The sequence below is a fragment of the Bradymonas sediminis genome, from assembly GCF_003258315.1.
GTDB lineage: Bacteria > Myxococcota_A > Bradymonadia > Bradymonadales > Bradymonadaceae > Bradymonas > Bradymonas sediminis.
On sequence record NZ_CP030032.1, the window covers coordinates 2,437,963 to 2,461,182 of the forward strand.

Consider the following 23,220-nt stretch of genomic DNA (forward strand, 5'->3'; position numbering starts at 1 on the left):
CAACGCTAGTAACAATGCCTTCGGCGACGCATTTTTCCAGGCCCGGAGGCATTATGAAAGGCATACGCATCCGCCCCGAACAAGAGGGGCTTCGCACCACACTCTTCGATCTCGAAGCCGAGATCATGGAATGCGTCTGGTCGGCCGGATGGGAGTCATTCGCGGTCTCCGACGTCCTTGAGGCGCTCCAGGAGAGCCGCGAGATCGCCTATACGACGGTGATGACCACCGTCGTGCGCCTCTTCAAAAAAGGGCTACTCAGCCGGCAAAAAGACGGGCGTCGCTACGTGTATCAGAGCAAGATGTCGCGGGCTCAATTCATCGAAAAGATGACCCGCGACGTGCTCTCAAGCCTGCCCGAGGGTGGGCGCGAGACCGCGATGACCTTCCTGGTCGAACAGATCGAGGACGCCGACGATGCCGAGCTCGACCGCCTCGAGGCGCTGATTCAAGCGCGTCGCCAGGAGCGCGCCGCCGCGCTTAAGTCGAGCGACGAGGAGGACCCGTGAGCGAGCTGGCGTTCCCCATCGCGGCGCTTGCGCTGACCTTCTTCGTGCTCATCCCCGCGATGAGCCTGATAAGCTGGGCATTGCTGAAATACAAACGCGCGCGCACCGAGCATTGGGTCGACTTTGGCGACAACGCCACCCTGGCCTGGCTGCTCGCGCCGACGCTTTTGCCGCTGGCCTGGCTGGGGTCTTCGGCGCTGCATCAAGGCGAGCCGGCGCGCGCGCTCGAGGCCTGCCTGATTGAGCATTCCGTGCTGCTGGCGACCTGCCTTGAGGCCCTGGTGATTTTGGCCGCGCTGACCCTCTCGACCCTCGGCGTCGCCGGCCTCAAAGCCCTCCAAACCCATCCAAGAAACCTGGGCGACGGACTCCCCGAAGACGATCTGCGTGTCCAAAAACTCCTGAAGATCGTCGCCGCCGACCCGCTGCTAAACGCCTTCCCGATCAAAGTGATCTGCCAGGCCCCCGCCGCCGTCTTTACCCACGGCTGGTGGCGCCCGCGCTTTTATGTCGACGCATGTTTCGTCGCCGACAACGACGCCGAGATCCTGCACGCAGCCCTGCTCCATGAGCTCAGCCACGCCCGGGCGCGCGACCCCTTGCGCGTCTTCGCCGCCCGAATTTGTTTGATGCTCAACCCGCTGAGCCGCCTGCTCGAAGCCGACTTCGAGCGCTGGCGAAACGCGCGTGAGGGAAGCTGCGACGCCGAGGCCGTGCGCCTGGGAGGCGACCCCCTCTCACTGGCCCAGGGCATCGTGCGCGCGGCGCGTTTTCGCTGCCTCGACATCAACACCTACGGCATCTCGATGCTCTGCGGCCACGACGCCACCTTGCTGCGCCTGCGCGTGGCGATCCTGATGGAGGGCGCGCGAATGCCGCGGCGCACCTTCGGGCACCTCGCCCTCGGCAGCGCCCTGGTCGTCGCGGTGATTGTGCCCCACATCTTCGACACCGACGCGCTTCAATATTTTCACCACGCGGTCGAGCGACTCTTCCTCGGCGCGGCTTAATATTATTTTGTATACGCGTCCCAGGCGCCCCTAAATTTTTCTGGATTTGAGCACACGATGGACCTTAATAAATATACCAGCCTCCCAAAACGAATTACTATTGCCGGTAGTTTTATATTCGCATCCGCCCTCCTCTCGCTTGCGATGCTTCCAGCCGCAAACGCGCAGAAGCGCGAGGAATATGAGAACATTCCGGCCGAATTGAGCGAACCCTATATACCCAGCGCCCAGATGGTCGACCCGGCGACCGCCACCGAGTTAAGCCTCGATGAACTGCTGGTCTTCGCCGACCAGAACGCGCCGACGATTCGCGTCGCGCGGGCCGAGGTTGAGCGAGTCAAAGCCGACCAAACCGCTGCGCGGGCGACCTTCCCCGAGAATCCAGCGCTTGGCCTGGGCGCCGGCCCGCGCATCATCGACGGCGATAGCGGGATGAGCTTTGAAGTATCGCTTGAGCAAACCATCGAGCTTTCGGGCGCGCGCGGGCTGCGCCTCGACGCCCTCCAGGCGGCCGAGCAGGTCGCCCTGGCCGAGGTCAACGAGGCGCGCTGGGCGATCCACGTCGAGACCCACGCGCTCTATAACGACCTGCTGGTCAATATCGAGCAACGCGACCAGGCCCAGCGATTTTTAGAGTTCGCGCAGTCCCTACGAGACATCGCCCAGCGGCGCATCGACGCCGGCGAGTCCTCGCCGCTGACCCTCTTCGCCGCCGACGCGGATCTTGCGCGCGCAGGCAATGAGGTCTCGCGCGCCAACGAAGACGAGACGCGCATCCGCGCCGAAATCGCGGCCGTCGTCGGCTGGCCTTCCGAGTCGATCCCGCCGGTCACCGGCGAGCTGGAGCCGATCCGCAAGGCGCCCGACACCAAAGTTCTGCTCAAGCGAATGCGCAATAATCACCCGCAACTTCGCACCCGCCGACTCGCCAGCGTCTTGGCGGAGCGGCGCATTCAATTCGCCGACCGCGAGGCCTGGCCCAACCCGACCCTCGGCCTGAGCTATGAGCGCGAGGGCGAGCCCGACGCGGGCCCCTCGCCGCAGACCTGGATGTTCAGCGTCTCGGTGCCGATTCCGCTGTGGCAACGCAACCAGGGCCCGCGCCAACGCGCTCAGGCGGACCTCTCACTCGCCGAGCAAAAACAGCACGCCGCGGCCCTGAAGCTGCGCTCGGAGCTCACCGCCGCGGCCAGCGCGCTCACCGCCACCGCCGAGCGCGTCGAGCAATACGACCGCGCCGTCATCGCCCCGCTCGAGCAAAACCTCACCCTCTTGCAGCGCGCCTATGAGCTGGGCGAGGTCGATATATACCAGATCTCACAGATGCGCGAATCGCTGCTCGAAGCCCACGCCCGCTATATCGACGCGCGCCACGAATATTACCAGGCCGCCGCCATCCTCGAAGGCCTCGTCGGCGCCGAACTCTGGCCGACCGAAGGGAGCAACCCATGAATATCTCCACGATGACTTATAAATTTCTATTCATCTTCGGCGCGCTGACCCTCGCCGCCTGCTCACCGTCTTCGGCAAAGAACGACCACGGGCACGACGACCACGCAGACGAAGCACACGCCGACGACGAGCATCCTGAGACGAACGTCGTCAAACTCACGCCCGCCGCGCTCAAACGCAGCGATATCCAGACCCGCCCGCCGACCGCGGGCGCCCTGAAGGAGCAGCTGCGCGTCCCCGCCCAGGTCGACTTCGACCCGAACCGCGTCGCCCATATCAGCACCTTCGTGCAGGGGCAGATCGTCGATATCGGACCCAATATCGGAGACCCGGTCAAAGCCAACGAGAAGCTCGCCACGGTCCGAAGCGTCACGCTCGGGCAGGCCCGCGCAGGCCTGAGCACCGCGCGCGCGCAATTTGAGGTCGCCGAGAATAATTATGAGCGCCAAAAACTGCTGCGCGCCGAGGGCATCAACTCCGAGCGAAGCCTGGCCGAAGCCCAGGCCGAGCTGCACGAGGCCCGGGCGGCGCGCGACGCCGCCCAATCCAAGCTCACAGTGCTGGGCGACGCCGGAAAATCCGGCTCCCGACTGACGCTTCGAAGCCCGATCGACGGCGTCGTGCACGAACGCCCGGCGATTCGCGGCGAGAGCGTCGCCCCGGGCGACGACCTCTTCGTGATCGCCGACACCTCGCGTGTGTGGATTCTCGGCCAGGTCTACGAGCAGCAAGTCGCAAACCTGAAGGTCGGCATGCGCGCTGGGCTCACGCTCGCCGCGTACCCCGGCAAGCGTTGGGAGGGGCAGCTCGACTATATCGCCGGCGCCCTGGACCCCAAGACCCGCACGTTGACGGTGCGCGTCGAGCTCGACAACCCCGACGGCCAACTCCGCCCCGGCCTGCTCGGCACCCTATGGCTCGCCGCTAACCCCGCTGACGCCGACGCCGACGCTGAGACGCCACCGACCTCATTGCATATCCCCCGCGACGCCGTGCAGGAGCTCCACGGCCGATCGGTGGTCTTCGTCGCGCGCGGCGAGCCCGGCGAATTCCACGCCGAACCGGTGGCCCTGGGGCGCGAGAGCGGCGGGCAAGTCGAGGTCCTCGACGGGCTGGCACCCGACGCATCCGTCGTGGTCCAGGGCGCGTTCATCCTCAAATCCGAGCTGATGCGCGGCGAGCTCGGCGACGGCCACGCCCACTGACGCGTGCGCCATTTTTTAAGCCGATGAGCTTCTGATTGCGACTTCATCACCGGGGCTTCGCCAAACGCTAAGCCCCTGAGAAAACACATGAAAAGCCTGGTTGAATTTTGCATCCAACACCGCTTCCTCGTCATCTTCGGCGTCCTCCTGGCCGGCGTGCTGGGCGTGCGCGCGGCCCAGCATCTTCCGATCGACGCGGTCCCGGACGTCACCAACATACAGGTGCAGGCGCTCACCAACGCGCCGTCTTTGGGCCCGCTCGAAGTCGAGCAATATATTACGCTCCCGGTCGAAGCGGCGATGAACGGCATCCCCGGCGTCGAGAAGGTGCGAAGCCTGTCGCGCGTGGGGCTGTCGGCGGTCACCGTCGAGTTTGAAGAAGGCACCGACCTCTATTTTGCGCGTCAAATGGTCGCCCAACGCCTGAACGACGCCCGCGAGAATATCCCCAGCTCCTACGGCTCACCGGAGCTTGGTCCGCTGACCAGCGGGCTCGGCGAGATCTACCAATTCGAGGTACGCGGCGAGCCGATGTGCGCGTCCTCGGCGCCGGCCGACAACACCGACGATTGCTATACCCCCATGGAGCTGCGCTCGATCCTCGACTGGTCGGTCAACCTGCAGCTTCAGACCGTGCCGGGCGTGGTCGAGATCAACTCCTTTGGCGGCGACCTAAAGACCTACGAGGTCCAGATCGACCCCGAGCGCCTCAACGCCTTCGGCCTGAGCCTCGGCGAGGTTTTCGAGGCGCTGGAGGCCAATAATGCGAACGCCGGCGGCGGGTATATCGTGCGCGGCGGAGAGCAGCGCGTGATCCGCGGCGAGGGGCTGATCGCGACGCTCGACGACGTGCGAAATGTGCGCGTGAGCACGCTCAACGGCGACACGCCAGTCTATGTGCGCGACATCGCCACGGTCGCGTTTGCCCCGATGCTTCGCCAGGGCGCGGTGACCCGCGACGGGCGCGGTGAGGTCATCACTGGCACCGCGATGATGCTGGTCGGCGAGAACTCCGCCGAGGTCTCCGACGCGGTCAAAGAGCGCCTCGACACGATCGCCCCGGGGCTCCCCGATGGCGTCACGATCGAGCCGTATTATGACCGCTCCGAGCTGGTCGACCGCACGATCCGCACGGTCGCCACCAACCTGATCGAGGGCGGCGTCCTGGTCATCGTTGTCTTGCTGCTGATGCTTGGGAACCTACGCGGCGGGCTGCTCGTGGCCAGCGTAATTCCGCTGTCTTTGCTGGTGACGTTTATCGTGATGCGAGTGTTCAACGTCTCCGGCAACCTGATGAGCCTGGGGGCCCTGGACTTCGGTCTGATCATCGACGGGGCCATCGTGATGGTCGAAAATATCACGCGCAGGCTCTCGGAGCAGCGCGCCCAGGGCAAAGATATCAAGCGCACCGTGCGCGACGCCGCCGCCCAGGTGATGCGCCCGGTGCTCTTTGGCACCGCGATCATCATGATCGTGTATATCCCGGTGCTCTCGCTCGACGGCATCTCCGGCAAGATGTTTCGCCCCATGGCCATCACCGTTTTGGCCGCGCTGGGCGCGGCGCTGATCTTCGCGATCACGCTGGTCCCGGCGGCCTCAACGTGGATCTTTAAGGACGGCGTGCGCGAGAGCGAGCCGTGGCTCGCGCGCATCAGCCGGCAGCTCTACGAACCGCTGCTCCACCGCGCCCTGATCATGCGCAAAACCGTCATCGGCATCGCGCTCTTATTGCTGGTGGGTGGCGGCATCATCGCCTCACAGATGGGCGCCGAGTTCATCCCGCAGCTCGACGAGGGCGCGATCGCCATGCAGGCCATCCGCCCGCCGTCGATCTCGTTGGAGGAGTCCATCGAGGCGACCACGCGCATCGAGGCCACCTTAAAAGAGAGCTTCCCCGACGAGGTCGACACGGTGATCTCGCGCACCGGTCGCCCAGAAATCGCCACCGACCCGATGGGCGTCGATATCTCGGATATCTACGTGATGCTGCACCCCGAAGACGAATGGACGCGGGTCAAAACCAAGGCCGAGCTGGTCGACGCGATTGAGGAAGTCCTGCTGCACGAAGTTCCGGGGCAAAATTACTCCTTCTCACAGCCCATCGAGCTTCGTACCAACGAGCTCATCAGCGGCACCCGCGCCGACGTCGCGGTCAACCTCTACGGCCCCGACCTCGACGAGCTCGACGCCGCCGGCGCGCGCATCATGAGTGTTTTGCGCACCATCGACGGCGCCGCCGATGTCAGCGCCGACCCGGTCGCCGGGCTGCCGTCTTTGCGCGTCATCGTCGACCGCGAGGCCGCCGCCCGCTATGGCATCAACGCGCGCCAGGTCCTCGACGCCGTCTCCGCGATGGGCGGCCACCCCGTGGGCACCGTCTTCGAGGGCCAGGAGCGCTATAATCTGCAGGTGCGCCTTAAAGAAGACGCGCGCCACGACCCCCAGGCCATCAAATCCCTGCTGATCGCTGCGCCCAACGGCCGGCGCGTCCCGCTCGGCCAGGTCGCCGAGGTCCGCCTGGACGAAGGCCCCGCCGTCATCAACCGCGACAGCGCCCAGCGCCGCCGCACCATCCAGGTCAACGTGCGCGGCCGCGACCTGGCCGGCTTCGTCACCGAGGCCCAGGAGCGCGTGCTGGCCGACAGCGACCTTAAACCCGGATATTTTGTCCAATGGGGCGGCTCCTTCAAGGACCTGCAGGCCGCCACCTCGCGCCTCGCCATCGCCGTCCCCGCCGCGCTTTTGCTCATCTTCCTCTTGCTCTACACCATGTTCGGCGCCGCCCGCCCCGCCCTCATCATCTACCTCAATATCCCCATCGCCACGGTCGGCGGCATCTTCGCACTGTGGGCGCGCGGCATGCCGTTTTCGATCTCGGCGGCGGTCGGATTCATCGCGCTGTCGGGCATCGCCGTGCTCAACGGCGTGGTGATGGTCTCCTATATTCGCGACCTCCAAAAAGAAGGCTTGAGCCTGTTCGACGCCACCGAAAAAGGCGCGCGCCTCAGGCTCCGCGCCATCCTCATGACCGCGCTGACCGACGGGCTGGGATTCCTGCCGATGACCCTGGCGACCGGCGCGGGCGCGGAGGTCCAGCAACCGCTGGCGACGGTGGTGATCGGCGGGCTGATTACGGCGACGTTTTTGACGCTGTTTGTGTTGCCGGCGATTTATAGCCTGTTGGGCGGGGAGTATGTGGAGGCGGATTTTACGCGCTAGAGCCGCTGAGCTGAAACCGGAGCCCTTTCTGGCTCTCAGTCCGATTCACCGGCCAGGCAAGCTGGCCGGGGCCTTTTGCGCAGCAACCTCACACGACCCCAGCGGGTTTACCCCGCTGGTGAGCGAGACTGACGGCCAGCCTGTAAAAAATCACGTCCGACGTCCCTTTTTGGCAGCCCGATGCCTCATAAATCACGTCCAACGTCCCTTTTGGGCGGCCCGATGCCTCATAAATCACGTCCAACGTCCCTATTTGGCAGCCCGATGCCTCAAAAATCACGTTCGACGTCCTTTTTTGGCAGCCCGATGCCTCAAAAATCACGTCCGACGTCCCTTTTTGGCAGCCCGATGGCTCGAAAATCACGTTCGACGTCCTTTTTTGGCAGCCCGATGCCTCATAAATCACGTTCGACGTCTCTTTTGGGCAGCTCGATGGGGTGGAGCTCGCCAGCGCGGCCACGCATTGAATTATCGCGCCAAGTCGATGTAGTTTGAGCGCCTTATATGTCTGCTCGACCCTTGCTTAATGACAGTTTTTGGAGCCTAGAAATGAACCCAACAACCGCCCGCCCTAATCGCACCCTGCTCAACCTCCTCGTCGGCTCGGGCCTATTGCTCGCCCTTGGCCTCGCCAGTGGCTGCTCGGCGACCTGCCCTCAGGTCCAGCAGAGCTACGCCCAGGCGCTCGCAAAGGAGTCCGCGCTTGAGGAGAAGAGCCCCGAGGGAAAGGAGCGGCCGGTGCAATTCGGCCTGACGCTTCGGGCGGATCTGCTCAATAATATCGCGAATACCGCGATTCAGGGGGCGCTTAAGACGGGCCTAAACGCGGTGTCTGATATCGACGTGGGCGCCGGCCAGACCGTGGGCGTGAAGACGTCGGGGGATGTGGTGAACCTCAATATCCAGCCCTCCGACGCCTGTGAGCATTGCTTTCGCATCAGCGGCAAGCTCGACGGGGCGGTGGGTCTCGACATCCCCTTCGTGGGCAATAAACGCACCAAACTCGGCGGGAATTTAAGCGTGGTCGCGCCGGTGTTGTTGGCTCAGGGAAAAGACGGCGGGGGCGTGCTTCAATTCGATATCGCCAGCGCGGCGAAGATCGGCAAGTCGAGCCTCTCCACCACGCTCGGCGACCTGCCCGGCTCCTGGTCGCGGGTGCTCCAGTCGAAACTGTCGACGGTGCTGCTCAACAAGCTGCTCGAGGGCCAAAAGCCCATCGACCTCTTTAGCTTCGAGGGGCCCAGCCTCGGCATCCCCGGCATGGAGATTCTGCCGGCGCGCCTGGTCACCGACGCCAAAACCGGCACGATCTACGCCGGCTTCTCGACCAATATCAGCGGCCTGCAAAACGAGAAGAATATCGCCCCGGTGACCCAACTCAATAGCGACCAGAACCTCGCCCTGAGCTTTAACCCCAATATGATCGTCCACGCGATTTCGCTGATGATGAAGTCAGATATCATCCCGCGCCAATATAGCAGCGACGGCAAGGCGCAGCGCGACGGCTCCGCCCACGCCACGGTCAACGCCGTGCGCTTCACCCAGGGCGAAGATGGCGAGCTGCCGATGCACGTGGATTTTAGCGTGTTTGACTTCGGCGCCGGGCAGTCGATGTGCTACCAATTCGCGGGGAGCGCGGGCGGTAAAATCGCGCTGAAATCCAACCGCCTCCAGGTCTCGCTGACCGACGCCGACATCACCGACTCCTCCATCCCCGGATTCGCAACCGCCATGAATTGGGGGAAGGCGTCGTTTTTGCAGAGCTCCAAGACCGTCATCAACAAATCGCTTGACCCGCAGAATATCGAAATCCCCGGCGGCAAGCTCGGCTTCAGGGGACTGTCGGTGAACCTCGAAGGCGGCGCGGTCGTCCTACGAGGCGACTCCTCCCCCATCAACGCCGGGGCGAATTAAGGCAATCACAGGGCGCCAGACGACCTTGGCGCCTTGATATTCCCGGTCATCCCGCGTAGAAAACCCGCCATCTAATTACCAATATTTAGACGCGGTTTTTTGCCATGAATTGCACGTATTGCGGGTATTTTAACGAAGAACAGACCACCCTCTGCCGCCGGTGCGGGGCGGACGTGGCTCAACCGACTTGCTCCCAATGCGACGTCCCCGTCGCCTGGGGTCAAACCCAATGCGCCCAATGCGAGGCGCTGTCGGAGGCCGCCGACAAGACGCCCTGCCCGTCCTGCCGCGCGCTCAATACCGTCTCGGCCGGATATTGCACCGCCTGCGGCACGCCCATGGCGGTCATCACCCGCGTGATGACGCTCGGCAACGCGCGCGACCGCGAGCCCCTGGAGACCTGGCGCATCTACGGCATCGAAACCCAGGTCGGGGGCCGCGACGCCGAGCTCGACGCGCTCTCCGAAAACCTCAAAAAAGCCATCCAATCCAAGGGCTTGCGCACATTGGCGCTGAGCGCGCCGACCGGGTTGGGCAAGAGCCGGCTTATCGCGGAGTTCCAGCGCAACCTCAACGCCTCCTTCGACGAGACGGTCTTTTTGCAGGCCGCCAGCCGCGACGAATCCGGCGGCCCCTTCTCGATGTTCGCCCGCATGCTCAAGGGGCGATTTTATATCGGCGAGCACGAGAATCCGGCCTCGGCCCGGCGAAAATTCATGGAGGCGGTGCGCGCCCTGATCGACATCCCGGAGGAAGCCGAGCGCGTCGGCCACCTGGTCGGCCACCTGATCGGCATGCATTTCGAGGACTCGCATCACCTGCCGAGCGTGCGCGACTCCGAGGGCGCCTTCAACCTGAATAAGCGAAGCTACGACGCCTTCGCGACACTTTTGGCCGCGGACGCCGCGAAGAACCCGATCGTCGTCGCCCTGGACGACCTGCAATACGCGACGCGCCAATCCGGTGAAGTGCTCGAATATCTTGTCGAGAAACGCGCCGATAACCCGCTCAAAGACCGCCCAATCTTGCTCATCGCGTCCTGGAATTCCGACGAGATCATCGCCACCGACCCGCTCAAGACGCTCGGCTACGACGCGCGCGTCGAGCTCAAGCCGCTCAGCGACCAGGAAGTGCGCGACTTCGTGCGCGACGCGCTGCATAAGGCCGAGCAGGTGCCCGATATCCTTGTCGATCGCATCGTCGACGCCACCCACGGAAACCCCCTGGCGGTCGAAGAAACCCTGCGCATTTTGATGAGCCGCGGCGTCATCGACACGCGCCAGTCGGTCTGGCAGGTCAAGCCCGACAAGCTCAAGGATATCGACATCCCGACCACCGTCGAGGACACCGTGCGCGCGCGCCTGGCCACGCTGGCCGACGACGAACGCCTGGTGCTCGAGATGGCGGCGAGCATCGGCGACGTCTTCTGGCCGGAGCTGGTGCATTGCCTGTACCGCGCCCGCCTCGATTACGACGACCAGCCGCTCAATTATTGGAGCGACGCGGACCCCGACGCGCGGGTGGACGCGATCATCGAGAGCCTCGAGCGAAAGGATATGATCCGCCGCCACGACGACACCCTCTTGGCCCCGGTCGACGAGATGCATTTTAAGCATCGCATCGAGCGCATCTCGCTCTTCGAAGACCTGAACCCGTTGCATAAGCGGCGCTACCACCAGGCGATCGCCCAGTGGATTCAAAACGGATGGATTGGCGCGGACCCGGCCGAGGACGAGCTCCATATCTGTGAGATGGTCGCGCGCCATTATGACGCGGCCGAATGCCCCGATCAGGCCGCTGACTTCTACCTGCGCGCCGCGCGCCTGGCCGGCGCGCGCTACGCCAATCACAAGGCGGTCGAGCTCTTTACGCGCGGGCTCGCGCTGCTGAGCGAGGCCCGCAGCGCCGACAAGATCGACGCCTTCCACGACCTCGGAAGCCTGTGCGATTTGCTGGGCGAGTTCGACCAATCGCTGGCCTATTTCCGCGAAATGCTGCGCTATAGTTGGCTGCTCGACAACCTCTCCAAGGGCGGCGTCGCCTATAATAAGATCGGGCGCGCCTACCGAAGCCTGGGCGAATATGACGAGGCGCTCGAAGCCTTCGAGCTCTCGCTCATCCTCTTTCGCGACGGCGAAGACACCCGCGGCGTGGCGAGCACGCTCGACGATATCGGCCAGATTCACCGCATTCGCGGCGACTACGAGGCCGCGCTCAAATATTATTCGGCGGGGCTTCAATTGCGCCGCGAGCTCGGCCTGGAGCGCTCCATCGCGCTGAGCCTCAACCATATCGGCACCCTCAAATTAGGCACCGGCGACCTCAAAGAGGCGATGGTCTATTTCCGCGAAGCCCTCGAGATGCGCAAAAAGATCGGCGACCGCCGCGGCGTCGCCGAGAGCTTCAACAACCTCGCCGCCCTATGCGTCGAGCGCGATATGTACCCCCAGGCGGTCACCCTCTTTGAGGAGGCCCTCGAGATCGCGCGCGCCATCGGCTATCGCACCCTCGAGATGATGGTCCTGAATAACCTGGGCGAAACCCTGCTGGGTCAGGGCGACACCGCGCAGGCCGAGGACACGCTCAACAAGGCGATGGACGTCGCCCAGGTCTCCGGCGACAAGCGCGTCCTCTTCGATATCCTGCGAAACCTGGCGCTGGTCGCCGCAAAACAAGGCGAGCGCCCGCTGGCCGTCGAGCGCATGGAATCCGCGCTGATGCTGGCCGAACAGCTCGGCTCACGCGCCCTCTTTGGCACCGCCAAGCACTCCCTGGCCAAGGTCTATACCCAATTCTGCGACGCGGACCCCGACGCCATCGCCAAGGCCCACGCCCAATTTCAGGAGGCCGCCGACGTGCTCGAAGACGTCGGCAACGACGCCCAGCTGGCCCGCTGCCTGTCGAATTTCGGCGATTTTTTGCTCAAACAGGGCGAGCGCGAGCGCGCGACCGAAACGCTCAACCGCGCCCGCGCGATCTTTAAGCGCCTGGAGATGAACCGCCAACACGACGCCGTCTCGGCCCAGCTCTCGTGACACGCGCCTAAACCACGCCCCCCATAGGCCCCGGTAGCGCCGAAATCCTCAACGCTCCGATTGTATCCCTGCGTTGAAATCGGGTAGGCTACCGGGGTGATGAACGACCTTAGAAAACACATATTCGGCTGCTTCTTTCTGGTTCTGCTCACGACGGTTTCGACCTGGCTGGGCGGCTGCTTTGACGAGTATCCGTGCACCGAGATCGGCTGCGAGGGCGATCTCATCTGCAACGCGCAGACCGGCGGGTGCGAGGAGTTCGTGAGCTCCTGCGTGCAGACGGGCTGCGCCGAGGGGTTGATCTGCGACAGCGGCAGCGGCGAATGCCGGGCGCCGGGGGCGCGCTGCGTCGACGATAGCTGCCCGGCCCACCAGGCATGCAACGCCCAGACCGGGTATTGCGAAGCCCGCAGTAATTGCGAGCTCGACCCCTGCAACGGCGCGGCGGAGCAATGCGATGCGGCCAGCGGCCAATGTGTGCCGCTTGAGTGTGACGCCCAAAACCCGTGCCCGACCGCGTTCTATTGCGACAACCGCGGCCTATGCCGGGCGGGCTGTCTGCTCGACGACGAAGACGGCTGCGTGAGCGGGGAGTTTTGCCGCGGCGCGCCCGGCGAGTCGGTGGGCCAATGCCGCAAGGAATGCCACGGGGATCAGGAATGCCCGCTCGGCCAGCGCTGCCGAGATGCCGGCGGCAGCGCCTCCTGCGAGCCCGAGCCGCGCTGCGACAGCGACGACGATTGCCGCGACGAAGGCGTCTGCTACGACCATATCTGCCGGGCGCCGCCGTGTGTTTCCGACGCGGACTGCGCCGTCAACCAGGCCTGCGAGCGCCCCAGCGGCATGTGCATCGGCGGCGATTGCGAAGAGGATATCCACGCCCCGAATCAGCGCGTCGAGCAGGCGGTCGAGCTGCAGCCGGGGAACTACGCCCAGCTTCAAATTTGCCCGTTGCGGGCGGATTGGTTCTCGCTAAGGCTGCGCAGCTCCGACTTTTTGCGCGTACGCATGGAGCACGGCGCCGAGGTCGACCTCGACCTCTTTGTCTACGATACGAACGGAACCCTGCTCGCCGCGAACCAGCAGACGGGCAGCGTGACCCGGCTCGAGATGCACGCCACCGAGACCCAGACGGTGAACCTGCGGGTCGCCGGCGTCGGCAAAGCGTCCGCGCCCTACTCTCTACGCATCCAGCGCAACCCGGACCAGACTTTTTGCCGCGATGATTCCTTCGAAGAAAATGACCGCGCCTCCGACGCCGCCCAGCTCCCCACCGGGCCCAATATCCTCTTTGAGCGTACCCTCGAATTGTGCGGCCCCGATGTCGACTGGTTCGTGCTGCCGAGCCTCGACGCCGACCAGGGCCTCGAGGTTGGGCAGAGCGATAGTGACTCAGAGGTACAGATCGAGCTCTACACACCCGACGGCGAGCAATTCACGCTCAGGGGCGACGCGCTGTCGGGCTCTCGCCCCTTTTATATGGCCCGCCTGGGCAGCGCGGGCGACTATTATATTCGGGCGAGTTCGGTGTACGCGAACTCACTCCCCTATCAACTCAGCACACGCGTGCGCCCGCCGATGGAATGCGACCAACCCGGCGCGCATGCCCTGCCCGCCGATGCCGAATACCTTGCGCCCAATGTGGTGAGTCGACGTGCGTTCTGCCCGCTCGACCAGGCATGGGAGGTCGAGTGGCTCGCCCTCGAAACGACCACGGTCCCCGGCGAGTTGAGCGCACGTGTGGTGGTCGTCGGCGAGCTGCCCGCGCTCGATATCGCGCTGTTTAAAAAGGAGAATGAGTTACTCGAATTGATGCGAAGCGCCCAATTTGACGGCGAGCGCTACAACCTCAGACTGCCCGTAGCGGCCGACGAGAAATACCTGATCCGCATGAGCACCGATGCCCCGCTGGAACGGATTCTGGAGAGCGTCGACTACCAGGTATTCTATCGGTTTGAGTCGGCCGAGTGACATAGTGCCCCCCCATCGTTCCGTTCAAAATAAGCTTAATAAGGAGCTGGTGCCCACGCCCTGTCCATTCAGGGCGTTGAGGAAATAATGGCTGGCTCGCCAACCCCAAAGACCGAAATGGCATGAATCGAGACCGTATAGTCCACGTCAGGGTTCAGCCCCTCGATAAGATGCTCGCTGACGGTGGCCTCGTTTATAAGATAGTCGGCAGGGCCATCGACTTGGTCCGCGGGAGCGATGGTGATGCGGTAGTCGAGAATGGTCGCGCCAACCGGCGCTTCCCACGATAAGGTCGCTCCGGAGTCGGTACGGTGGAGTTCAACCTGTGTAGGTGCGCCGGGAGGGTCGTGTTGAGGCGACCACTCAACCCCCCTGGCACGCGAGCCGAGAAGTGTCCACTCCTCATCTATTTCCATCGTGCTTCGGTCAACAATAACAAGATAAGGATTTGTCGAACCTGCGATTGCTATCCTCTGACTATCATGCGACCAGGCAATATCTTGTATACTTGTACTAGGCCAGTCCATGGGCCAGCCAGCTATATTCTCCTTGGTGCTAGTGTTAATTACCTGCATCCCGCCACCTGGCGATCCAGAACTAAGTAGGATTAAAAGCTCACCGTCTGGTGACCAATAAAGATTGGTTATTTCATCAAAAATTAATTCAGGCCAACCTGTATCGATCGTCTTGCTGTCTGCATCAATAATAATATAATCATTACTCATTCCGGGATGTTCACTGATAGTATAGTGCATAGCGAGCCGCTTTGAGTCTGGCGACCATTGCATATTAGAAATTGCAGATCTAACTCCGTGTTCAAATAGATCAGGCCAATCTGATTCAATCTCTTTTGTACGGGAATCCAGTATCGTTAATCGCTCGGGAATATCGCCCGAGTCAATCCCTAAGGCGAATCGGTCGCCATCGGGCGACCAATCCAGGGCAGCGGTATAAAGACCGGCAAAAACCGGCCAGTCGCGCTCGATTTCTCCCGTTTGTACATTCAAAACGGTATGAACCGCTCGCCCATCCAATGACAACGAACGGAAGGCCAAGCGATGACTATCCGGCGACCAACTAAAACCATAAAAGCAAAACTCACCAAACTCATCAGAGTATTCAAGGTAGATTTCCTCTCGGGTTACGCGGTCGAGTAACGCACACCGCCGACCCTTGCCGGCGCTATCAAAAATGGAAACAACTACTTTTGTCCCATCGGGAGACCAATTATAGGCGTTAACAACATAATCGACGAGCGAATCCCATCCCAGTGCGGGTCGCTTGCGTATACTATCAAAGATATAATGCGATGAATCGCTTGCCAGAGATAGCAGCGGGCGCGAGAAAGGGAGAGTACGGAAAATAAAGGGGTCACCAACTTCCATATCGCCAGCAAACGCCTGAATTTCAAAGGAATATCGGATATCATTGACCAGGCCACCAAATAAATAGCGGGTCGCCGTCGGCTCGATAATACGCTCGGCTTCGCCCCACATCAGCTCCGCTGGCGAGCCTGTGATACGAATATGGGTAAGAGTATCATTTTGTGGTAAATCCCAACTTATCAGCACCAAACCTTCCAAAGGGTGGACCGAGACGTTTTGCAAGCCAGGACTGACCTCTTCGACGTCAGAATCTTCGATTTCACTGCTGTCTACATCGACATCTAAATCGTTCTCTCTGCCTATATCTTCCTGTTCATCATGACTCGCCCCATCCTCTCCAATATCTTCCGGTCCACCCGATGGATCTGTACCGGAACAGCTCATCACAAGCAGGCTTGCCAAGAGAAAAAAACAACAAAACGAAGTTGGCTATTCATAATAGCACCTGAAAAATCATACCAACACGGTTTTTTATAAGACCGCTATGCAATCTTATAAAAAGAAAGTAAGCGTTCAGGGGGTCTATAAAGTACGGGGTTGAAACGCGCTTTTTGAGCATTAATTCTGTTTAAAATGACTCTCAAACCGCGTTTTCACCCTTAAAAAAGCCCCTTACTGAACGCTTACAAAAGAAAGTAAACGTTCAGTAGGGTGTTTTTAATAACGCCAATGCGGTTTGAGAGCCGTTTATAGCGGAATTAACGCTCAAAAGCCTGTTTCAACCCTATTTTTCGTAGACCCAGTGAACGGTTACAAAAGAAATAATTGTTAAGCCACCTAATAATCACATCCCTATTAACTCGACGCTGATCAGTCCGAATTTAGAGCCATTGGTATTGATGTGAATATAAGAAGCTTGAGGAGTAGACGCTGGTATAAGGAAAAATGTGGAAACCTCAAATGAAGTTCCAACCGCGTATGAAGTAGATGTCTGAATGGTGGCCGTATGAATATTATTGTCATTCACGCCAAACACATCAATATCAACCACTGGCTTCATATTGGCGTGACCGTTTTCAAAATTAAATTTCAATTGAACAGCATTAAATGAAGCGATACCTGGATCAAATTCATCTGCCAGTACAATTTTATAGTGGGGATGGCCCGAAACAAACTTGCCACTATATGCTCCCCCACTATTTGCTACAATCTCATACCATGAAGTCGTACTACCATATGAACTTGTCGTGACATAGAACTCAAAATTCGTATTGGGATGACACACCGCGCCATTAATAAAATTGGGCGATGTGTCAAAATCCTCGAAGCTCGCCAGCTGACCCGTATAGTCGCAAACGGGGTAAAGAGTACACCTTGGTGTACATAATGGGTCCGCGACTGCCGTTCAGAAAGAAAGGGCGAAAGACATTACGAAAAACACACAAATACCTAAAAAGACTCTAAAATTAATCATTTTTCCCTCTGAGTTGATTGACACTTACGCACTAGCCATATGCGCAGATAATTGTGTCGAAAATTGATACCGAATCCCTACAACAAAGATTATGAAAATGATCTTAGCGAATAAAACATCACCGATCAAGGACACCCCAAATCATACGTGCGCCCACAAAAAACGATTGCCGCTCAAGCCACGCTTATTCTGATTCTTCCAACTGAAGCTTCTTCAGCGTACGCTCCAACTCATGAAAAATCCCAAACCAGGTCGACTGCTCGCGGCGGTCCAGCCCGGCGCGGGTCAGCACGCTGCGCAGCATGCGCATGATATGGTCGTTGGTGGGGGTCTTAAAGAACTCGGTGTACCCGATGACGCGCTCGATGAGCGCGTACATATGCTCCATGGCCTCGAGGTTGGCCGGGGGGAATTCGCTGGAGGGGCGGGCGACGCGCACGTCGGGCTCTTCGACCCCGACGCCGGTGGCGACCCGGAAGACCTCCCACATATTGAGCAGGACGGCCTGGCCGAGGTTAAGCGAGCTATAATCGGGGCGGGTGGGGATGGTGATGATGCTATGGCAGCGGTCGATGGCTTCGTTGGTGAGGCCGGCGTCCTCGCGCCCGAAGAGATACGCGACCTTGCCGGCGCCGCTGGACGCGACTTCGACGGCCTTTAGGGCCGCACCGCGGGGTTCGGTGACGATATGCTCCTGGTGGCGCGCCCGCGCGGTCGTGGCGAGGGCGTAGACGCAGCCCTCCAGCGCCTCTTCGAGGGTGGCGCAGTGGCGCATCGACTCGATGACGTCCATCGCCTTGGGGGCGCTGATCGAGATGCGCTCCGGATCGGCAACGCGCGGGCGCACCAGTCGAATGTCGGTGATCCCGAAATTCTTACACGCCCGCACGGTATTTCCAATATTGATGTCATCCTGTGGCTCCCACAGGATGACAACGATTTGCTCAAGGTTGGAGACTGCCACGGTTATCCGTCTTTATGCTGTTTGGGCTTTCGCAGGAAGGTCGGCACGTCCATTTGCTCTTCCTCGGTGGGGGTGAGCCCGCCGGTGGTCGGGCGCACGGTGCCGCCGCTGGGGGTGCGGATGAAGCTGGCGCGGCGGTCGTCTTGCTCGGCGGCCTCGCGCGGCTGGGCCTCGTAGGTGCCGGTGGTGATATGGCGACGACGCTCGTACTCGTCGCTGGCGTCGCGCGGGTGTACCGCGGGCGAGGCGGCGATCTCGGCGCGCATCGGGCGCGTGATGCGCGCGGCGGGGCGCTGCTGTTGGGCGGCGGCCTGCTGTGCGTCGAGCGCGCGCTGACGGCTCTGCTCAAACCCGGTGGCGATGACCGTGATCTGAATCTCGTCGCGCATCTCTTCGGCGATGACGTTGCCGAAGATGATATGCGCGTCTTCGTCGGTGACGGCTTCGATGAAGCTGGCCGCGTCGTTGATCTCTTTGAGCGTGAGGTCGTAGCCGCCGGTGATATTGATCAGGATGCCGGTCGCGCCCTCGATGGAGACGTCTTCGAGCAGCGGCGAGGAAACGGCCATTTCGGCGGCGGCGAGTGCGCGGTCCGGGCCGCTCGCGCGTCCGGTGCCCATCAGGGCCATGCCCTTGCCGTTCATAATCGTGCGCACGTCGGCAAAGTCGACGTTGACCATACCGCGAATCGTGATGAGGTCACTGATTCCCTGGACCGCGTGCAGCAGGACCTCGTCGGCCATCTTAAAGGCGTCGAGGATCGTGGTGTCATCGCCGGAAATAGCGAGCAGGCGCTGGTTGGGAATGGTGATCAGCGTGTCGACGGCCGCGGCGAGGTTCTCGATGCCCTTCTCGGCCTGACGGCGGCGGCGACGCCCTTCGAAGTTGAAGGGTTTGGTCACGACGCCGACGGTCAGGGCGCCGAGCTCACGCGCGATATTCGCGATCACCGGAGCCGCACCGGTCCCGGTGCCGCCGCCCATACCCGCGGTCACGAAGACCATATCCGCGCCGGCCAGGACTTCTTCGATGCGCGCCTGGTCCTCGAGCGCGGAGCTGTGGCCGACCTCGGGATTTGCCCCGGCGCCCAGCCCCTTGGTCAGGTTGCCGCCGAGCTGGATTTTGGTCGGCGCGAAGTTATTCTCCAGCGCCTGCATATCCGTGTTGGCGGCCACAAACTCGACGTTATCGATCCCTTCGGCGATCATCGTGTTGATGGCGTTTCCGCCTCCGCCACCGACACCAATAACCTTGATACGGGCCGATTCTGGGAGCATGTCGTCATCAAATTCAAGCATTTTAGGGAACTCCGATGAGCTGTTTTAAAAGGGTATCTACGTCTACGTCGCGCCCCGGCGTGAGGCGGTGCGCGAAGATAGCATCCGGACGGGCCGCCTTCAAGAGCGTCCTGGGATTTCGATAGCCGAAATCATCAAGATCCGCTCCATATATTGGGCTTAGAACATGTCCGAAAACCACTGGCCTACGCGGGCGGTAAAGCGCCGGTAAAAGCCGGTTTCTTCGGCGCAGTAGGCGTCAATATCGGGTTCTTTTGCCCCGTGCAAGACAAGACCTACGCCGGTGGCGAATTTGGGATTTCGAACGACATCGACCAACCCGCCCACGCCGCCGGGCACGCCGCGGCGCACGGGCAAGCCGAGGATTTCCTCGGCCAATTCGGGCATGCTCTCAAGGATGGTCGTCCCACCAGTGATAACCACACCGCTGGTGAGTTGATCCTCGAAGCCCGAGTTCTTCAGCTCGCGGCCGACATAGGCGAAGATCTCTTCGACGCGCGGCTCGATGATCTCGCTGAGGATCTGGCGGCTCAGGATGCGCGGGGGACGCCCGCCGACCGAGGGAACCTCGATGGTCTCTTCGGCGCCGACGCGTCCGGTCATGGCGCAGCCGTATTTTTGCTTGATGCGCTCGGCCTCGGCCATCGGGGTGCGCAGGCCGACCGCGATATCATTGGTCAGGTGGTTGCCGCCGATCGACAGGACCGCGGTGTGGACCAGGCTGCCCTTGCTATAAATCGCGATATCGGTGGTGCCGCCGCCGACGTCGACCACGGCGATGCCCAATTCCTTCTCGTCTTCGCTCAGGACGGCTTCGGAGCTGGCGAGCGGCTCGAGGACGATGTCGGCAACATCGAGCCCGCAGGCGTTGGCGCATTTGACGATATTACGAGCGCTGGTGACCGACGCGGTCACCATATGCACGCTGGACTCAAGGCGCACGCCGGTCATGCCCAGCGGCTCTTTGATGCCTTCCTGGTCGTCGATGATATATTCACGCGGGATGACGTGAATCACCTGACGGTCCATCGGCATGGCGACGGCGCGGGCGGCGTCCACGACGCGCGCCAGGTCTTCGCGGGAGACCTCTTTATCTTTGATCGCGACGATGCCGCGCGAGTTAAAGCCTTTAACGTGGCCGCCGGCGATGCCGGCGTAGACGCGGTTGACCTCGCAGCCCGCCATAAGCTCGGCTTCCTCGACGGCTTTGCCGATCGAGTCGATGGTGGCGTCAATATTGATGACCACGCCCTTTCGAAGCCCGGTCGACGGATGGGTACCGATCCCGATCACGTCGATTCCGTGTTCACCGACCTCGCCGATGATGCACGCAATCTTGGTCGTTCCAATATCCAGCCCAACAACAATTTTATCCCGATTTCGCATCTCGCTACCGTCCTTGGTTGCGACGTCCTGCGGGTGGCCGAGCACCTGCAGTTGCCTAATTCATATGATAATAAATAATTCGCTAAATATTTTTCTGGCACCCGCCTCAGGGCCGACGCGTCGAGCGCCTGGCGAGCCAGTCAGTCTCTAAATTTCACGGCGCCCCTCCCAGGCCCACTTTTTCTCCGTAGCGTTGCCCTACCGCCACACGACTCAAATCCGTTTCCTGGTCGATTAAGATATAATCGACCTCCATGGCGCGCTCGACGATTGACCGCTGCACCACCTTCAAGCGCTCCAACCGCTGGCGATAGCGCCCTCTTCCCAGCCGTATCTCAATGCCGGTGTCGGCGCTCACCAGGCTCAACCCGAGCGTCGTGTCGACATGAATCTCGCTGAGCGGCTCCCACTCCGAGAAGCCCATCTCTTCGTAGAGACTCGCGACCTCCATGGCCTCCAAAAACACCGCCTTATCCACCAACGTCAGCGTGGACGGCCGGGCCGACGCTTCGCTCGAATCGTCCTGCTTTCGCGTGACCTCAAGGCCGCTGATCATCGGCAGGTGAAGAAACGCGTTGAGGGAATCCCCAGGCTCGATGGTGTCGAAGATATCACCGTCTTCACTGATAAGACGGTAGCGCTCGCCGACCAGCACCGCGACCGGGGTGTATTCGGCCAGCGTCACCTGCACCGTATTGGGCAGTCGACGCTCCACCTCGACCTCGCGCACCCAGGGGTGCCCGGCGATCGAGGCGCGCGTGCGCTCCAGATCAATATCAAAGATATTTCGCCCGGGCCGAAGCCCGGCTTTCTTGAGGAGCGGCTCGCGCTCAACATGAGCGAGCCCGCTGACGGTGATTTCTGAGAGCTCGAAGTATGTGCCGGAGACGGTGCTCAGGTAAGCTTGGAAGATCCCGAAGGGTACGCCGATCGCAACGGCCGCTAAAAAGACCAGGGGCAATAGCTTGCGCCCCAGGCCGATAAAGCGTTCACCAACCGACTCGACACGTTGTCGCATAGGTCGGCGTTTGCGGTTTTTGGGGCGGATACCAAACATCAACTTCTTCCGTAAAGCTACAGCGTACGCTCATCCTTGAGCGTCTTGATAATATACTTCGGTCGGTGCGCTACTCTACCAAGTTATGGGGCATCGCAGCAAGATGCCGCGAGCATTAACTCGGTAAAATCTTCAAAAGCAATCCCGTGGGAGGCGGCCAATTTGGGGATTAGGCTCGTCGCGGTCATGCCGGGAATCGTGTTTATCTCCAGGACATAGAGTTGCATCTGCGCGCCTGAGTCTTGCCCCTGTGCATCATTCGATCCCTTTGGCAGATGCGCCTTGATGTCGACTCGCGCGACACCCCGACAGCCGAGCGCTTTGTAGGCATGTCGGCCGATGGTTTCAAGGCGAAATTTTAATTCTTCGTCCTCAACCGCCTGATAGCGCGTTTTATCTGATTCGTATTTTGCACGATAGTCATAAAACCCGTCTTCGGGTGTCACTTCGATCGATCCCAGGCAGATATCGTCGAAAAATCCGACGGTATATTCGGGGCCGTTGAGGAATTGCTCCACCAAGATCGCCGGCGTTCCCTCGCCGACTTCGCGATCCCAGAGGGTATCGAGGGCGACCGCGAAATCGGTCTCCTCTTTGCACAAATACACGCCGACCGAGCTGCCCTCATCATTGGGCTTGACGACCAGCGGCAATTCCAGCCCGAGGGCGTCCAGGTCGGCGTTGACCGCCTCGAAATCGAAGTCGCCGAAACCAGCCAGTCGCAACCCGCTGGGGGTGGGGACGCCGGCGTGGTTAAGCACCGCCTTGGCGTGCCCCTTATCCATGGCCAGGGCCGAGGCGAGCACGCCGCTGCCGGTGTAGGCCACCCCGAGGGTCTCGAGAAACCCCTGCAATACACCGTTCTCGCCGGCGCCGCCGTGCAAACCAAGCAACAGCGCGTCCGGGCGATCCGCGACCAATTTTCCCAGGTCCGCGGGCATATCATAGACAAGCGGCTCGTAGCCGAGCTTTTTCAGCGCGCCCACGAAACCCTCGCCGGTGCGCAAGCTAATCGCGCGCTCCGAGGATTGCCCGCCGGTCACGACGCCGACGCGTTGGCCGCGCCGGGCGTCTTTTTGAATCGACGCGTAGAGCAAATCCGCAACCTTCGTATTCTCTTTCGCCTGGTCCTGCATGAGTCGAATACCCTCGCCGCTTTCGCGCAATCTCTATGACCGCGCGAATAGATTGGTGTCCCTGGGAGCTTAAATTAGAGTTCGCGGATGAATGCCGCACGTTGACCAATAGACAGGTAGGGCGAAGCATATCAACCTCATCTCGCCCTTCCCTACTGTTAGCTACGTTCATCCAGACCGCGCTGTTTTCTCAGCGTAAAGATGGCCTCGATTTCATCGACGCGCTCACTAAATACGCCGTTACAATACAAGACATCCTCAGTCT

At 61.1% G+C, this 23,220-nt stretch carries 15 protein-coding genes; 8 read left to right on the forward strand and 7 right to left on the reverse strand.

Going from position 1 to position 23,220, the window contains the following annotated elements; genetic code table 11:
• Positions 1-53: 53 nt before the first annotated feature.
• From DN745_RS09240 to DN745_RS09280, 8 genes are all read left to right on the forward strand, one after another.
• Positions 54-509: a BlaI/MecI/CopY family transcriptional regulator gene (locus tag DN745_RS09240; RefSeq protein WP_162687565.1), complete on the forward strand. Its 456-nt coding sequence runs from the start codon at positions 54-56 to the stop codon at positions 507-509.
• Positions 506-1,519: a M48 family metalloprotease gene (locus tag DN745_RS09245; protein WP_111334218.1), complete on the forward strand. Its 1,014-nt coding sequence runs from the start codon at positions 506-508 to the stop codon at positions 1,517-1,519. Before DN745_RS09240 ends, DN745_RS09245 begins: the two co-directional genes overlap by 4 nt.
• 144 nt (positions 1,520-1,663) lie before the next feature.
• A complete protein-coding gene (locus DN745_RS09250; protein WP_162687566.1) occupies positions 1,664-2,971 on the forward strand; it encodes a TolC family protein in 1,308 nt (435 codons plus the stop codon).
• A complete protein-coding gene (locus DN745_RS09255) occupies positions 2,968-4,176 on the forward strand; it encodes an efflux RND transporter periplasmic adaptor subunit (RefSeq protein ID WP_111334222.1) in 1,209 nt (402 codons plus the stop codon). Before DN745_RS09250 ends, DN745_RS09255 begins: the two co-directional genes overlap by 4 nt.
• Positions 4,177-4,263: 87 nt before the next feature.
• Complete coding sequence (locus DN745_RS09260; protein WP_111334224.1) at positions 4,264-7,395, forward strand: efflux RND transporter permease subunit; 3,132 nt, start codon at positions 4,264-4,266, stop codon at positions 7,393-7,395.
• Positions 7,396-7,944: 549 nt separating this feature from the next.
• A complete protein-coding gene (locus DN745_RS09270) occupies positions 7,945-9,309 on the forward strand; it encodes a hypothetical protein (protein WP_111334228.1) in 1,365 nt (454 codons plus the stop codon).
• Positions 9,310-9,413: 104 nt separating this feature from the next.
• Entirely contained in the window at positions 9,414-12,344 is a 2,931-nt protein-coding gene (locus DN745_RS09275; protein WP_111334230.1) for a tetratricopeptide repeat protein, read from the forward strand.
• A gap of 99 nt (positions 12,345-12,443) precedes the next feature.
• Positions 12,444-14,315, forward strand: a complete 1,872-nt coding sequence (locus DN745_RS09280; RefSeq protein ID WP_111334232.1) for a hypothetical protein — start codon at positions 12,444-12,446, stop codon at positions 14,313-14,315.
• A gap of 68 nt (positions 14,316-14,383) precedes the next feature.
• On the opposite strand, the gene DN745_RS09285 is transcribed toward DN745_RS09280, so the two are convergent.
• From DN745_RS09285 to DN745_RS09310, 7 genes are all read right to left on the reverse strand, one after another.
• The gene (locus tag DN745_RS09285) at positions 14,384-16,102 is read right to left on the reverse strand and encodes a fibronectin type III domain-containing protein (protein ID WP_133621819.1); all 1,719 of its coding nucleotides are present in this window, start codon (positions 16,100-16,102) and stop codon (positions 14,384-14,386) included.
• A gap of 382 nt (positions 16,103-16,484) precedes the next feature.
• The gene (locus tag DN745_RS19315) at positions 16,485-16,925 is read right to left on the reverse strand and encodes a hypothetical protein (protein ID WP_133621818.1); all 441 of its coding nucleotides are present in this window, start codon (positions 16,923-16,925) and stop codon (positions 16,485-16,487) included.
• Positions 16,926-17,298: 373 nt separating this feature from the next.
• Positions 17,299-18,078 (reverse strand): RNA methyltransferase, encoded by a 780-nt coding sequence (locus DN745_RS09290; RefSeq protein WP_162687567.1) that lies wholly within the window; start codon positions 18,076-18,078, stop codon positions 17,299-17,301.
• Between the two features lie 2 nt (positions 18,079-18,080).
• A complete protein-coding gene (gene ftsZ / locus DN745_RS09295) occupies positions 18,081-19,376 on the reverse strand; it encodes a cell division protein FtsZ (RefSeq protein ID WP_111334238.1) in 1,296 nt (431 codons plus the stop codon).
• 159 nt (positions 19,377-19,535) lie between these two features.
• Positions 19,536-20,762: a cell division protein FtsA gene (ftsA, locus tag DN745_RS09300; protein ID WP_111337607.1), complete on the reverse strand. Its 1,227-nt coding sequence runs from the start codon at positions 20,760-20,762 to the stop codon at positions 19,536-19,538.
• Positions 20,763-20,916: 154 nt separating this feature from the next.
• On the reverse strand, positions 20,917-21,780 hold the full coding sequence (locus tag DN745_RS09305; RefSeq protein ID WP_162687568.1) for a cell division protein FtsQ/DivIB: 864 nt from the start codon (positions 21,778-21,780) through the stop codon (positions 20,917-20,919).
• Positions 21,781-21,902: 122 nt separating this feature from the next.
• Positions 21,903-22,955 (reverse strand): D-alanine--D-alanine ligase, encoded by a 1,053-nt coding sequence (locus DN745_RS09310; RefSeq protein ID WP_133621817.1) that lies wholly within the window; start codon positions 22,953-22,955, stop codon positions 21,903-21,905.
• Positions 22,956-23,220 lie beyond the last annotated feature (265 nt).